Annotated in this window: 16 protein-coding genes; 5 read left to right on the top strand and 11 right to left on the bottom strand. The window is 77.0% G+C overall.

Annotated features, from left to right (window positions below; translation table 11 throughout):
* The first annotated feature begins 55 nt into the window (after nucleotides 1-55).
* Both LN037_RS23855 and LN037_RS23850 read left to right on the top strand, forming a co-directional pair.
* The gene (locus LN037_RS23855; protein WP_230758027.1) at nucleotides 56-1,345 is read left to right on the top strand and encodes a hypothetical protein; all 1,290 of its coding nucleotides are present in this window, start codon (nucleotides 56-58) and stop codon (nucleotides 1,343-1,345) included.
* A 164-nt stretch (nucleotides 1,346-1,509) separates the two neighbouring features.
* Nucleotides 1,510-2,322: an SCO4651 family lipoprotein gene (locus tag LN037_RS23850; protein ID WP_230758025.1), complete on the top strand. Its 813-nt coding sequence runs from the start codon at nucleotides 1,510-1,512 to the stop codon at nucleotides 2,320-2,322.
* Between the two features lie 3 nt (nucleotides 2,323-2,325).
* Here LN037_RS23850 and LN037_RS33835 read toward each other — a convergent pair whose 3' ends face one another.
* The 3 genes from LN037_RS33835 to LN037_RS23835 all read right to left on the bottom strand — a co-directional run bounded on the left by LN037_RS33835 (nucleotide 2,326) and on the right by LN037_RS23835 (nucleotide 5,246).
* Nucleotides 2,326-3,402 (bottom strand): endonuclease/exonuclease/phosphatase family protein, encoded by a 1,077-nt coding sequence (locus tag LN037_RS33835; protein WP_230758022.1) that lies wholly within the window; start codon nucleotides 3,400-3,402, stop codon nucleotides 2,326-2,328.
* On the bottom strand, nucleotides 3,399-4,880 hold the full coding sequence (locus LN037_RS23840) for a T6SS phospholipase effector Tle1-like catalytic domain-containing protein (RefSeq protein ID WP_230758020.1): 1,482 nt from the start codon (nucleotides 4,878-4,880) through the stop codon (nucleotides 3,399-3,401). Before LN037_RS23840 ends, LN037_RS33835 begins: the two co-directional genes overlap by 4 nt.
* Nucleotides 4,881-4,961: 81 nt before the next feature.
* A complete protein-coding gene (locus LN037_RS23835; RefSeq protein ID WP_230758017.1) occupies nucleotides 4,962-5,246 on the bottom strand; it encodes a hypothetical protein in 285 nt (94 codons plus the stop codon).
* Between the two features lie 180 nt (nucleotides 5,247-5,426).
* On the opposite strand from LN037_RS23835, the gene LN037_RS23830 reads away from it, so the two are divergent.
* A complete protein-coding gene (locus LN037_RS23830; RefSeq protein ID WP_230758014.1) occupies nucleotides 5,427-6,662 on the top strand; it encodes an erythromycin esterase family protein in 1,236 nt (411 codons plus the stop codon).
* Nucleotides 6,663-6,743: 81 nt separating this feature from the next.
* On the opposite strand, the gene LN037_RS23825 is transcribed toward LN037_RS23830, so the two are convergent.
* Nucleotides 6,744-6,890: a hypothetical protein gene (locus LN037_RS23825; RefSeq protein ID WP_230758011.1), complete on the bottom strand. Its 147-nt coding sequence runs from the start codon at nucleotides 6,888-6,890 to the stop codon at nucleotides 6,744-6,746.
* A gap of 162 nt (nucleotides 6,891-7,052) precedes the next feature.
* Between LN037_RS23825 and zwf the strand changes: the two genes are divergently transcribed.
* Nucleotides 7,053-8,549: a glucose-6-phosphate dehydrogenase gene (gene zwf / locus LN037_RS23820; protein WP_230758009.1), complete on the top strand. Its 1,497-nt coding sequence runs from the start codon at nucleotides 7,053-7,055 to the stop codon at nucleotides 8,547-8,549.
* Between the two features lie 24 nt (nucleotides 8,550-8,573).
* Here zwf and LN037_RS23815 read toward each other — a convergent pair whose 3' ends face one another.
* The 4 genes from LN037_RS23815 to LN037_RS23800 all read right to left on the bottom strand — a co-directional run bounded on the left by LN037_RS23815 (nucleotide 8,574) and on the right by LN037_RS23800 (nucleotide 9,813).
* Complete coding sequence (locus LN037_RS23815; RefSeq protein ID WP_230758007.1) at nucleotides 8,574-8,741, bottom strand: hypothetical protein; 168 nt, start codon at nucleotides 8,739-8,741, stop codon at nucleotides 8,574-8,576.
* A 28-nt stretch (nucleotides 8,742-8,769) separates the two neighbouring features.
* Nucleotides 8,770-9,084, bottom strand: a complete 315-nt coding sequence (locus LN037_RS23810; protein ID WP_230758005.1) for a hypothetical protein — start codon at nucleotides 9,082-9,084, stop codon at nucleotides 8,770-8,772.
* Nucleotides 9,085-9,255: 171 nt separating this feature from the next.
* Nucleotides 9,256-9,459, bottom strand: coding sequence for a hypothetical protein (locus LN037_RS23805; RefSeq protein WP_230758002.1), 204 nt, complete (start codon nucleotides 9,457-9,459; stop codon nucleotides 9,256-9,258).
* 42 nt (nucleotides 9,460-9,501) lie between these two features.
* Complete coding sequence (locus LN037_RS23800; RefSeq protein WP_230758000.1) at nucleotides 9,502-9,813, bottom strand: hypothetical protein; 312 nt, start codon at nucleotides 9,811-9,813, stop codon at nucleotides 9,502-9,504.
* Between the two features lie 297 nt (nucleotides 9,814-10,110).
* Between LN037_RS23800 and LN037_RS23795 the strand changes: the two genes are divergently transcribed.
* Nucleotides 10,111-10,644 carry a hypothetical protein gene (locus LN037_RS23795; protein WP_230757998.1) on the top strand — a complete coding sequence of 178 codons (534 nt, stop codon included), beginning with the start codon at nucleotides 10,111-10,113 and terminating at the stop codon, nucleotides 10,642-10,644.
* A 114-nt stretch (nucleotides 10,645-10,758) separates the two neighbouring features.
* Here the strand turns inward: LN037_RS23795 and LN037_RS23790 are convergent, their stop codons facing one another.
* From LN037_RS23790 to LN037_RS23780, 3 genes are all read right to left on the bottom strand, one after another.
* Nucleotides 10,759-12,576: a hypothetical protein gene (locus LN037_RS23790; RefSeq protein ID WP_230757993.1), complete on the bottom strand. Its 1,818-nt coding sequence runs from the start codon at nucleotides 12,574-12,576 to the stop codon at nucleotides 10,759-10,761.
* 171 nt (nucleotides 12,577-12,747) lie between these two features.
* Nucleotides 12,748-12,906 carry a hypothetical protein gene (locus tag LN037_RS23785; RefSeq protein WP_230757991.1) on the bottom strand — a complete coding sequence of 53 codons (159 nt, stop codon included), beginning with the start codon at nucleotides 12,904-12,906 and terminating at the stop codon, nucleotides 12,748-12,750.
* Between the two features lie 93 nt (nucleotides 12,907-12,999).
* Nucleotides 13,000-13,302: a hypothetical protein gene (locus tag LN037_RS23780; protein ID WP_230757990.1), complete on the bottom strand. Its 303-nt coding sequence runs from the start codon at nucleotides 13,300-13,302 to the stop codon at nucleotides 13,000-13,002.
* Nucleotides 13,303-13,427: the final 125 nt, after the last annotated feature.

Below are 13,427 nucleotides of genomic sequence, written 5' to 3'. Positions count from 1 at the left end.
CGGTGCTCTCAGGTTGGCCACGGAACGGTCACGGGCACCCCTACCTTTCCGCCCCGTGACGACGACCGACGGTGCTGCGCTCCCCCTGGCCCCGGTGACCCGACAGGGTCTGCTGCGGGTCGGCCTGCACGTGCTGCTCGCCGCGTTGCCCCTGCTGGCGATCTCGGCGCACGTGTTCGGCCTCATCACGATGAACTGGTCGGCGGCGTTGCTGGTCATCCCCCTGGCCACGACGATCCTCGCGCTGTCGATCTTCGACCCGCACCCCGAGGACCGCGTCATCCTCCACGGCTTCGTCTGGGGGATCGTCGCCTGCGCGCTCTACGACGTGTTCCGGCTCGACACCGTGTACATGCTCGGCTGGTGGGCCGACTTCATCCCGACCATGGGCACCTGGATCGTCGGTCCCGGCGCCTCGACCACGACCGGGGCCTGGGTCGGCTACCTGTGGCGCTACCTCGGTGACGGTGGCGGCATCGGCGTCACCTTCTTCGTCCTCGCGGCCTTCCTCGGCCTGCACCGCCGGCCCGCCGGCGTGGTGGTCGCGGCGTCGGTCGCCTTCGCGGTGTTCCCGGTGTGGGCCGGCCTGATCGGCACGGTGTGGCTCGCCCCCCGCGGCCAGACGATGATGTTCCCCCTCACGCCGACCACGATCACGCTCTCCCTCATCGGACACCTGATCTTCGGCCTGATCATGGGGCTCGGCTTCGTCAAGACCCGCTCCGCGCACCGCTGGTGGCCGTGGACCCCCGTCGTCGACTGGTTCACCCCGGCCGACGACGCCGCCGAGGGCACCCTGCGGGTGTCCCACCCGTTCCCGACGTCCGGTCCGGTCCGGTCCGCGGCCCGGCCGGCGGTGTCGGCGCCCGCCGCCCCCGCGACGGAGCGGCCGCACGTGGTGCCCCCGCCCCCGCTGCCCGCCGGCCACCCCTCGGCGCCGATCCCGCGCCAGCACCCGTCCGGCCCGCTGCCCGTGTCCGGCCCGACGAGCGGTTCGCACCCGCGGACGGGCTCCGGCGCGTTGCCCGTGGCCGGCCCGACGACCGGTTCGCACCCGCGGACGGGCTCCGGCGCGTTGCCCGTGGCCGGCCCGACGACCGGTTCGCACCCGCGGACGGGCTCCGGCCCGCTCCCCGTCGCCGCGTCCTCGCGGTCGTCGTCGGCCACCCGGACCGGTTCCGGCCCCGCGACCGGTTCCACGCCGCGCACGGGCGCGACCCGCACCGCCTCGTCGTCGGGATCGGGGGACACGGGCAACCACACGCTCGACCCGGAGACCTGGGCCCTGTGGCAGCGCCAGCTCGCGACCACCGTGAAGGGCCGGCGCACCCACCGCTGGCGCTGACCCTGTCGCGGGAAGTCGCCGCCGGGCTGCCGCCCGGTCGCGGTGGATCACCGCGACAGGACGGCGGCAGGGGCGTGGTTCCCCGCGACGAGGCCGGCGACAGGGACCCGGCCGCCGCGACCCACCTCGCGGCCCGCCCGCACCCACCGGCCACGATGGGGCCCGTGACCCGCCGCGTGCTCCCCGTGCTGCTGCTCGTCGCCCTGCTCGCCGGGTGCGGGACCTCCCTCCCGGTGAGTCCGGCGACCGTGGTCCGGGCGGCGGTCGTGGCGACGGCCGCCGCGGGCCCGTCGCGCGTCACGGTGGACGGCCGGACGGCGGTGGCGGGCCAGCAGATCCCGCTGCAGGGCGCGGGCGTCCTCGACCCGCGCGCCCAGGCCGCCGACCTCACCCTGCAGGTGCCCTCCCTCGGCGACGTCCGCGTCGTGTTCGCGGGCGGCCGCCTCGACGCGCAGCTGCCCCCGGCGGCGTCCGGCCTGATCGGGCTCGTCGCGGGCGGGAAGCCGTGGGTGTCGGTGGACGTCGACCGGCTCGCGCGGTCCCGTTACGGCGCGCCGCTCGGTGCGCTGGGCGTCGGCACGTCGCAGAACCCGGCCCGCCAGCTCGCCTGGCTCGACGCGATCCGTGACGACGTCCGCGAGGTCGGCCCCGAGCCGGTCGCCGGCCGGGACGCCACGCACTACGCGGGCGTCGTCGACCTCGACCGCGTGCCCGGCGCGCAGGACCCCTCGACGCGGCCCGCGCTGGACCTGCTGAAGCAACAGCTCGGCGGCTCGACGTTGCCGGTGGACCTGTGGGTCGCGGACGGCCGGTTGATCAAGGTCGCCCAGACGGTCACCGTGCCCGCCGAGGGGACCGGCGCGCCCGGCTCCACGACGACGAGCCTGACCTTCACCGAGATCGGCGGCGCCCCCGAGGTCGTCCCGCCGCCCGCCGACCAGGTCGCCGACCTCAGCGGGCTCCTGCCCACCGGGTAGCGCTCAGCCCGGCACGCGGACGGTCGCGAGCACGCCGCGGTGGTCGGTGCCCGGCACCTCGACCACGTCGAACCCCTCGACCGCGGCCCCGCCGCCGACGAGCACGTGGTCGAGCTGCGCGCCGAGCCAGCGCGGCAGGCCGACCGGCCACGTCGCGAGCAGGCCCTTCCCGGCGGAGTCCCCGGCGTCGGTGCACCCCGCGGTGCCCGCGCGGAAGGCGCGAATGTCCTCGGTCGCGTTGAGGTCGCCCAGCACGACGGCGGGTCCGGTCCCGGGGGCGCACCACCGCGCGAGCGAGGCGAGCTCGTTCGGCCAGACCCCGATCAGGCCCGGCACCGGCGACGTGAGGTGCGCCCCGACCAGCCGCGTCGGCCCCAGGGCCCCGCCGGTGAGCTCGAGCCACGGGAAGCGGGCCGGGACCGGGGTCGCCCGCACGTCCCCCAGGGACGGCCCGGCGAAGATCGCGGTACCCATCGCGTCGGGTTCGGTCGCCGGCACGGACGACCACGACCGGTAACCCAGCCCGGGGATCGCCGCCGCCAGGCGCTCGCGGAACGGCTCGCCCGCCTCGGGCAGCACCAGCACGTCCGGGCGCCGCTCCTGCAGCAGTGCCGCCAGCGCGGGTACGTCCGCGCTGCCCCGGTCGACGTTCTGCACCATCACGACGAGGTCCGGGCCGGGGTCGGGTGCCGGGTCGTCCGGGACGACGCGCGGGACCAGGGCGGCCACCGACAGGCCCCCGAGCACGAGCACCGGCACCACGGTCGGCCACCAGCGCGCCCGGATCGCGAGCGCCAGCAGGCCCAGCACCACGACCGCGAGCGTCGCGGGCGCCCGCACCAGCACGAAGCCGACGAAGGGCAGGACGCCGTCGAGGCCGAGGCGGTCCGGCACGAGCAGCAGCGCGACGACCACGACGACGACGAGTCCCGCGACGACGCGCGACGGGCGGGGGAGCCGGTGCCGCCACCGGGACACCCGGATCGGCCCGGTGGTGGCCTCGACGTCGGTGCCGGCACTCGGCGGTCGAGTTCCCCGGTCGGCGTACTCCCCTCGATCCTGCGTCCCGCGCCCCGTCACGCGCGTCCCACGACGAGCGTCGCCGCGCCGGCGTTGCCGCGGTGGCCGAACCACGAGTCGTTCGCGAACGCGTAGAGGTAGCCGGGCCGCGGCAGGTCCACGGTGCCCGTCCCGACGACCGCGGTGGTGCCGCGGGTGAGCGCCCCGTCCGGGTCGAGCCGGGCGTTCGCGACCGCCGCGACCATCGCCATCCGCCGCGCGTCCCCGTCCCGGGGCGCGCCGGGGGCCTCGGCGAGACGCGTGGTGAGGCGCCGGACCACGCGGCGGTAGCCGTCGAGCACGGCACCGAGCGCGTAGTCCGGCCACGCCCGCAGCGGCCACCGCGCGAAGCCCGACGGCGGGGTGGACGCGCCGTGGTCGGTCCAGGAGCCGCTCGCGGTCAGCGTCCACCGGCCCGCGTCGAGGTAGAGCCCGGTCTCGGCCCACGGGTCGTCGGCGGGGACGACCGCGGACACCGCGGCCCCGTCGGGCACCAGCCGGCCCGGCCGGTAGGTCGTGGCCGCGCGGCGGGCGACCGCCGACGGGTGCACGTCGGGGGCGCCCTCGACGACGCGCGGCACCGACCGCGGCTGCGGGGAGAGCACCGACCAGAGGCCCCGCGGGCCGGGGTCGAGCGGCCCGAGCGGGTCACCCGCCGTCGTGATCGGCCGGTCCCAGGTGAGCCCGACGGCGGCCGTGGCCTCGTCGGCCATCCAGCGCAGCGTGATGTCGGACAGGGCGCGGGGACGGTCGTGCGAGCCGCCGACGTCGCCGTGGGTGCCGACGAACCACTGCTGGGCGAAGGAGACGTGCTCGCCCGGCGCCGGGTCGGCCCACACGGCGGGCACGAACGGCCCGCGGCGCTCGTCGAGGGCCAGCGCCTGGCGGGCGTGGCGGACGTCGGGGGCGAGCGTCAGGTCGTGGAAGCCCTGCACCCGGCGGGAGACGAGGGTGGAGAGCAGCCCGAAGGTGCGGGGGACGCCGAGCGCGCCGACGGTGTCGAAGACGCCGAGGAAGGCGATCGGCGCGGTGTCGTCGGGGCCGAAGCCGGGGGCGTGGGTGAGGTCGTCGAGGCGTTCGCCGCGCTGGTAGCCGTCGAGGAACAGGCGCCGCACGACGCGGTTGCGCTCGCGGCGGGACGTGCCGGGCGCGAAGGCGACGAGTCCGGTCGCGGCGAGCATGCCGGCGAGGCTGCGCACGGTGAAGGCCCCGCGGCTGAAGCCGAGCAGCACGATCTCGTCCCCGGGCCGCCAGGTCTCGGCGAGCCACGAGTAGGCCTCACGCACCCGGCGGTTCAGGCCGACCCCGAGGGCGCCCTCGAGCACCCGCGAGACCGGGTCGCCGTCGGCGCCGACCCCGGGGAAGTACCGGACGACCTGCGACGCGTCGGTGCGCAGCGCGTCGGCGAGCAGGGAGACGTTCGTCCGGTCGGACGGGGTGTCCCAGGTGCCGTCACAGCAGAGCACCAGGCGTCGTGCCGGTGGTTGGGTGGCGGCCATCGAGGCCGGAGGTTAGCGGTTCCCGGCCCCGGAGCCCGACGGGTCCCGTCGGGTCGGACGGGTCGCGCCGGGCCCCGTGGCTCACCAGGCCAGGGGCGAGCGCCGCGGCAGGTCGTCGGAGGACCGCGGCTCGGGGATGGCGGCGATCGCGGCCCGCACCTGGGCCTCGCGCACGCGCGCCCGCCGGACGGCGGCGCGGTGCCGGGCCTCGGCGTCGGTGGGGTCGAACCGGGCCTCGCCGCGGATGGCGGCGATCTGGCGGTCGTCCAGGCTGCCGCGGCGGCGCAGGGTGACCATCGGGACGGCGAGCCAGGCACCCAGCGCTGCGGCGGCTGCGGCGGCGGCTCCGGTGGCGGGCTTCGACATGCGGTGTACCTCCCGGTGAACGGTGGCCCGCCGTGGCGATCTCGGCGGACTCACCCGGGATGTCGTGCCACGCTCCATGACCGTTAGGCCACTCGGAGTATCGTCACCCGAGCGTGTGATGAGGCTCGGGCCGTCGACCCGGCGGAGGGCGGCCGCACCACCTCCGTAGGGTGCTCGGGCATGGACGCCGAGGTCGCCGACGAGGTCGCCGCACGGGCGGTGCCGGTCGACAGCCTCGGGCTCGCCTCCTGGCGCCCCGCCCTGCGCGGGGTCCGGGTGCTGGGCGTCGGCGCCGCGGCCTACGGCGCCCGCGAGCTGCTCGAGATGGGCCGCCGCATGGTCGAGTTCGCGGTCGACGAGCTCGGGGTGCGGCTGCTGGTGCTGGGCGCGAGCGAGGCCGGCGCCACGGGGCTCGACGCCGCGGTCCGCGGGCTCTCGTCGCCCAGCGACGCCGTCGCCGCCCTCGGCGGCTGGGAGTACGACACCCGCGAGATGGTCGGGCTCGTCTCCTGGCTGCGGGACCGCACCGAGATGGTCGACCCCGACGACCGCGTGCGGGTCGTCGGCGCGGACCCGGTCCGCCCGGCCCGTTCGGTGAAGGTCCTCGGCTCCTACCTGCGCGACGCGGCCCCGGAGCTGCTGCCGCCGGCCCGCGACGGGCTGGCCGAGCTGCTCGACCGCGAGCCCGACGAGCGCCCGCTCAAGGCGCCGTTCCGGGACGCGGTGGTCGGCCTGCACGGCGAGATAGTGGCGGCCGAGGCCCGGCTGGTCGCCGAGACGTCCCCGTCGCGGTACGCCGAGGCCCTCGACCACGCCTGGATCCTGGCGCGGGCGGCGGAGGTCGCCGCGGCGCCGCGGGGCACACCGTTCCCCACGGCCGAGCAGGCCGAGCAGCTCGACGACACGAGTGCCCCGGTGCTGCGGGCACGGATGGTCGCGGAGGCCGTCACGCGGGCGGCCGGCACCGCGACGGGCATGCCGGCCGCGGTGTTCTGGGGCCACGACGACCTGGTGCGCGTCGGCGACCCGACGACGGCGGGCCGGCACGTGCGGTCCGCGCTCGGCGACGCCTACTACGTGGTCGGCGGGTGGTTCGCCGAGGGCAGCGCGTCCGCGGTGCGCCGCCGCCTGTTGCGTCCGCTGCGCCCCCGGCCGTCGTCGCACAAGCTGCCCGCGCTGGGCGGCACCGCGGAGGCCGAGCTGCGGAGCGCGCTCGGGGGCACCGACGACCGCCTCGTGGACCTGCGCGGCGCCCGGGGCGGCCTCGCCGACTGGGCGGCGAGTCCGACGACGACCCGGCGGATCGGCAGCGTCGTCGACTCCGGTCAGCTCAAGGAGCGCATCCCGGTGGTGCCGGTCCGCGAGTACGACGCGGTGGCGCTGGTCCCGCGCGTGCACCCGGCCTGGATCCGCTGACCGGACCCGGCGTCAGGAACCGCCGGGACCCGCCGTCAGGAACCGCCGGGACCCGCCGCCAGGAACCGCCGGGACCCGCCGTCAGGACGGGGAGGTCTGCGAGGGCGGGACCGTGTCGTCGCCGTGGTCGGTGAGCTCGTCGCCGAAGCGCAGCGGCGGGATGTCCGGCTCCACGTCGACCCCGCTGGGGTCGCCCGCGCCGTGGGTCTGGCTCGAGCCGCGGTCCACGCCCGCCTCCCCGTCGCGCCGTACCCGGTTGACCAAGGTTCCGTCGTCCTCCACCGAGCAGGCGTTCCCGCGGAGATCATGTTCAACCCCCGCGCGCGGACACACGTCGGCCACACAGTCGGGCTACGGTCGGCGCGGCACTCGAACCGCCGGGAGGCTCCGTTGCCCGACCGCAGCTCCGACATCGCCTACCCCGGGCCCGGCTCGCGGCCGTTCCGCCGGGACCTCGACCCGATCGTCCCGCACGTCATCGTGCTGTTCGGCTGCACCGGTGACCTGGCCAAACGCAAGCTGCTGCCCGGCCTGGCCTACCTCGCGGAGTCCGAGCTCGCACCCGACATCCGCATCGTCGGCACCGCGATGGAGGAACTGACCACCGACGAGTTCCGGGCCCTGGCCCACGACGCGGTGCAGAACTTCGGCATGCACCGGCTCGCCGAGGCCGACTGGGACGACTTCGCGGCGAAGCTGACCTACGTCGGGCAGGGCGAGGGGCCCGAGGCGCTCGCGTCGGCGGTGAAGGAGGCCGGCGCCCAGCTGGGCGAGCGCGTCCGGCTGCTGCACTACCTGTCGGTGCCGCCGAAGGCCGCGCAGGCGGTCGTCGGGATGCTCCGCGACGCCGACCTCGTCGCCGACGCCCGCGTGGTGATGGAGAAGCCGTTCGGGTTCGACCTGCCCTCGGCGATCCAGCTCAACGACTTCGTCCACGAGGTCCTCGACGAGTCCCAGGTGTTCCGCATCGACCACTTCCTGGGCAAGGAGGCGGCGCAGAACGTCCTGGCGTTCCGGTTCGCCAACGGCCTGTTCGAGCCGATCTGGAACCGGAACTTCATCGACCACGTGCAGATCGACGTCCCGGAGGCGCTGGGCCTCGACCAGCGGGCGAGCTTCTACGAGGCCACCGGCGCGTACAAGGACATGGTGGTCACCCACCTCATGCAGGTGATGGCCTTCGTGGCGATGGAGCCGCCGACGGCACTGGAGCCGCGCGCGATCAGCGAGGAGAAGAACAAGGTCTTCCGCTCGCTGCTGCCGATCCACCCCAGCGACGTGGTGCGCGGCCAGTACGGCGGCTACCGCGAGGAGCCCGGCGTCGCCCGCGACTCGGACACCGAGACGTTCATCGCGCTGCGGGTCGGGCTGGACAACTGGCGCTGGGCGGGCGTCCCGTTCTACCTGCGCACGGGCAAGCGGCTGGCCGAGGGGCAGCGGATCGTCTCGATCGCGTTCAAGGAGGCCCCGCGGACGATGTTCCCGCAGGGCTCCGGGGTCGGCACCCAGGGCCCGGACCACCTGACGTTCGACCTCGCGGACTCCTCGCGGGTGTCCCTGTCGTTCTACGGCAAGCGGCCGGGCCCCGGGATGCGGCTGCAGAAGCTGTCGATGCAGTTCTCCACGCAGGAGACCGAGGAGGCCTCCGACGTGCTGGAGGCCTACGAGCGGCTCATCCTCGACGCGATGCGCGGCGACCACACGCTGTTCACCACCGCCGACGGCATCGAGTCGCTCTGGGACCGCTCGCAGCCGCTGCTCGCCGACCCGCCGCCGGTCAAGCCCTACCCGCCGGGCTCCTGGGGGCCGAACGCGATCCACCAGCTGATCGCGCCGAACGCCTGGCGCCTGCCCTTCGAGCGGGCCTGGCGGGAGAAGCGGGGCTGATTCCCGACGGCGGGTCGGTCCGGCTCAGTCGGTCGGCTCGGCGCCCGCCTCGGCCGTGCCCTGCTCGTCGGGTTCGAGGTCGATCTCGAACGCGGGGTCGGCGTCGTCCCCCGGGCCGGGGTGCGGCGGGTCGGCGGGCGCCTCGTCGGAGTCGAGGTCGGTGCGGTCGGTGGGGTTGCCGGGATCGGTCACCTCACGGGCTACCCGTCCCGGCCGGGTCTCACCGCGCGCCGAGCACCGCCTCGGGCCGACGCCGGTGGGCGGGCAGCGGTGCGGACGGGGAGCGCCGCGCGTCGGGGAGGCCGGGTGCCGCCGGGAACGGCCGGGTCAGCGGGTCGCGCCGCGCGACGGTGTTGTCGATGACGACCTTCGCGGGGGCGCCGCTGCGCTGGGCGGGCGTGCCGTCGATCGGGGTGGTGGCGCCGACCTGCTCGGCGCGCCGGTGGGCGCGCTCCACCCGCGCCAGGCGCCGGCGCGTCTCGTCGCGCTCCCGCTGCAGGGAGGAGTGGTGGTGACGACCGCTGTGGCGGGACAAGAGCGATCACGTCCTGGAGGTCGGGGACCGGCTGGGCGGGCCTCGTGAGGCCCCACCCAGACATCGCCCGCGACCCGGCCGAGCTGGTTCCGCCGTTCGGTGTCACCTTCGGTCACGCTCGCCGCTCACCCGGGGTGACCCGGGTGGGGAGCGGTGACCGGACGGGTGAGGTCAGGCGTGGCGGGCCGGGGCCTCGTACCCGGCCTGCGGGCGGTCGTCGAGGCGCGGCAGCGGGATCGGGCCGGTCTCGTCCTTCCACGACGCCAGCGTGCGCTGGTCGGTGGTCCCGTGGACGGCGGCGCTGACCAGCGGCGCGGTGAGCCACGCGGCCACGGAGGAACCGGCGGCGAGGAGGGCGTTGCTGGCGAAGGACATCGGGGACTCCTCGGAGGGGGAGCGGGTCGGTCGGGGAGCGGGTCAGCCGGTACCGCGCGTGGCGGGCCGGACGGGCGTGGTGCGACCGCGGGGGAGCAGGTCGTCGGCGGCGGGGCGCGGGGCGGGCACGGGGCGCAGCGGCAGCACGGGTGCGAGGGGCGCGGTGGCCGTCGTCGGCGCCGTGGGAGCCGCCGTGGTCGTGGGGGTCGCCGGGGTCGCCGCGCCCTCGCCCGCCCACGCCGCGCGCGTCCGGTCGTCGATCGACCCGTGCCGCACGAGCGCGACCAGTGGCGCCGCGAGCCAGAGCGCGGACGCCCCCGCCAGCGTCGTCAGGGCAGCTCGGCCTGCACGCATCTCGTCCCCCCGGGATGTGTCGACCGATCGCACGCGATCCGATCGGTGTGGGAACAAGATAAGGGCTCGGTGCCGGACTTCACTAGCCCGTTCGTGTGAGAGCGAGTCGGGTTGCGGCGTGTCAGATCACGATTCGGTCACGGCCGCGGAGTGGAGATCCCTCGTTGAGGGCGGACGAGATGTGCCGAACGGGGGATGCGGGTCGCGATCTCGTAACGACCAGGTCGCGACCGACGACGCACTCGTCACAGGCAGTGGTGGCAACGGGGCCGCCGGGTCGGGGCGAGGGGGCAGGTCATGGGGATCGTCGGAGCGGGTGTCGTCGCCGTCATGGTGCTGGTCGGGATCGCGGTCGTCCTCCGCGCCGGGGCCGGCGCCGAGCAGCTCGCACCGCGCCTGTCCCCGGGCTACGCGCCCACGCTGCTCGCCCGGGCGGGCTTCCCGGCCACGGCGCACAACGTCGCCGTGCTCCACGACCACCTCGGCTCGGCCTTCCTCGACGCCGCCCGCGTGACCCTGTCCGCGGAGGCCTTCGTGGCGCTGCGCGGCCGCTGCCTCGCGGCCCGCGGGGGCGTGCCGGTGCCCGGCGGGTCCGCCCGTTCCTGGCCGCAGCGCGTGCTCGACGAGATGGCGGCCGACGGTGCCGACGTCACGGCCCTGCCGCGCCGCACCCAGGACGCGCTGCTGGCCACCGCGGGAACCGGTCGTGGCCTGTTCGGCGGCTCCGTCTTCGCGCCGCTGCCCGCCCTCGCCGGGGCGCCGACCGTCACCGCGGTGCCGCGGCCGCGGACGGCGCGGCCCGTGTCGCCGGTGGTCGCGCCCGTCGCCTGAGCCGCGGCGCTCCGGCTCCGGGCCCTCCGGACGAGCGGACGGCGCCCTCGCAGCATCCCGGTGCGCGAGGGCGCCGTCCGCTCATGTCCGGGTGGGGCCCACGAGCGCCGTCCGTCACGAACGATCGTGCTGGACGGCCCGGTCGTCCGTCCGCGGGCCCGGGCCCTCGTCGGCCGGCTCGTCGTCGGCGCCACGGCGCGGCCGGGGCGGCCCGGCGGGGACGCCGCGCTGCTCGGGCAGGGGTTCGGGCACGAACCGGTCGTCGTTCCCGGCGCGTTCGTCCGCCCCGCCCTCGGTGTCCAGCTCGGCCAGCGCCCGCGCGGCGGTCAGGCCGGCGGGCTCGTCCGGCCCGACCAGCGCGAGCACGCGGTCGTAGCCGCTGCGCGCCTCGTCGGTGCGGCCGCTGCGCCGGTCGAGGTGGGCGAGGTCGAGCGTGGCCTCGGCCTCGCGGCCCGTGTCGGCGGCGACCCGGGCGGCCGCCACCGCCGCACGCAGGCACCCGCGCTGGGCGTCGAAGCGGCCCGCGTCGCGCTCCAGGCCCGCCAGCAGCAGCCCGGCGTCGGAGGCGTCGCGCGGCGGCCCGTCCCGCACGACCAGTTCCAGGTGGTGCCGCCGCTCGGCGGGGTCCGCGTCGCGGTCGAGGCCGAGCCAGAACGCCGCGCGCGACCGCAGCTCGCGGCGCGACCCGTCGTCGGGTGTGGCGGCGAGGACGGCGGCGAACCAGCGGCGGGCCTCGGCGGCCCGGCCGGCCTGCAGGGAGGCGACGCCGAGCCGGTAGCACTCGGTGGCCGCGAGCGCGCGGGGCCCGTCCGCGACCGGGGGCGGCCGCAGCAGGGCGGCGGCGAGGTCGTCGAAGCCGCGGACCACGGCGAGCACGCCGACGGTGCGCCGGTCCTCGCGGTCGGTGACGGCGCCCAGCAGATCGCCGATCACCTCCCGCAGCCGCTCCGGCGGCTCCCACCCGTCCCGGCCCAGGCGGTCGGCGGCGGCCGTGAGCAGCGGGTCCGGCACGTGGTGCACCCCGTCGGGCAGGCGCAGCCGGCGCAGCGGCCGGGTGATCCCGCGCAGCCCGCGTCCTCCGGTGCCCGCCGCGACGAGTTCCTCCACCGCCCGCGTCAGGTCCTCGACCCCGGCGGTCGGCGCGTCGTCGGGCATCTCCCGCGCGTAGGCGAGGGCGAGCCGCGCGAGCAGCGGCGTCGGGAGGGCGTGCGGGACGCCGAGCCGGGCCCAGTCCACGGCGGCCCGCAGCACCGCGGCACGGGCCGGTGCCACCGCGCGGCGACCGGGCCGGGCGAGGCGCGTCGCGACGCCCGCGCGCCCGAGCAGCAGGTCGCGGGCCGGCGCGAGGTCGACGGCGGTGCCCAGCGTGCGCCCGCCCGCGCGCTCGGTCTCGGCGCAGCTGAGCTCGGCGCCGAGCCGGATCAGCGTGACCCCCGGCGCCGGGTCGCCCGGCGTCACGTCGGGGTGGAGCAGGGCCTCGTCCACGGTCGCGAGCACCCGGGCGCCCTCCGGGGGCCGGGCGGCGAGCAGGGCGGCGAGCAGCGACGGACCGATCCCGTCGAGCCAGATCACCAGCCCGTCGGCGGGGCGCCGGCGCAGGGCGTCGACCAGCGTCGGGTCGGCGGGCCCGGACAGCGGCGCGGACCCGCCGAGCGCGGCCGGGTCGGGGCGGACGACGTGGTGGTCGCCGAGCAGCAGGCGTGCGGCGCGGGCCAGGGCGAGGGTGCCGCCGCCGAGCCGGGGCGCGGCCACGACGACGACCGGGTCCTCGCCGCCGACGGCGGCCTCGATGCGGTGGTCGGCGTCGCGCTCGACGGGCGGCGCGGGGACCGGGGGACGGACGCCCAGGGCGACGAGGTCGAGGTCGCGCAGGCGGGGCAGCGGTCCGTCGCCGGACTCGCCCGCGGGACGCCACCTCCCCGTTGCGGTCATCGCGCACTCCCACCCGTCGTCCGCCGAGGTCGACACCCACACGGGTCGTCGACGAATCGGTGTTCTACCGGGCGCCGTGGCGGTGCGGAAGCCTCGTCGCGGCGTGGCCGCCGGAGTTCCGCCGGTCGGTCGACATGGCCGATCTCACCCCGGCGGTCGCGCGGGGCGGGGCTATCGCGCGCGCGGGAGATCCATCGGGGTGCCGCGCTGCGCGGGCACGCGTGCCGCCACGAGGTGGCGCACGCGGGCGGCGGCCTCCAGGCGCTGCTCGCCCGCGGTGTCCCGGCCCACCTGTGCGGGGAGCCGGGGGGAGCTGTGGTCACCAACCATGCCCGGCTCGTCGTCCGCGACGGCCGCAACGTTTCAGCCCGGGCGGGCGAACCGGGCCGTCGTCACCCGGACGCGCGGCGTGTCGGTCACCGGTCAGGCGGCGCGGCGCGGTAGGTGGAGCCGCACGATGCGGACGGACACGTCGCGGAGGCCCTCCCCGTCGAGCGAGGCGCGCAGCGACTCGGCGGCCACCGCGGCGTCCGGGCCGCCGTACGGCCCGTGCGCGTCCACCTCGGCGGTCTGCGGGTCGATCATGAGCACCACGTACCCGTCGCAGTCGTCGAGGGCGGCCAGCGCCTCGACCCAGTCCGGCCCCTCGGCGCCGGCCTCCTCCCGGACCGGGCGCAGCGAACGCTCCAGGTCGGTGCAGGGGTGGCTGGCGAACCGGTCGCCCATGACGTCCAGCTCCTTCCGTGCTACGGCCAGTGACTGGGTGGGTGACCCTCCGTGTTCCGAAGGGGTGTCGTTCCTGGCCTCGTCACCTGGAGTGACCCGAATCAGCAGGGTTCCTGACAGGATCC

It is taken from the genome of Actinomycetospora soli (assembly GCF_021026295.1).
GTDB classification, from domain to species: domain Bacteria; phylum Actinomycetota; class Actinomycetes; order Mycobacteriales; family Pseudonocardiaceae; genus Actinomycetospora; species Actinomycetospora soli.
Note: the sequence above shows the minus strand (reverse complement) of the source record. Positions and strands in the feature narration are given on the sequence as shown.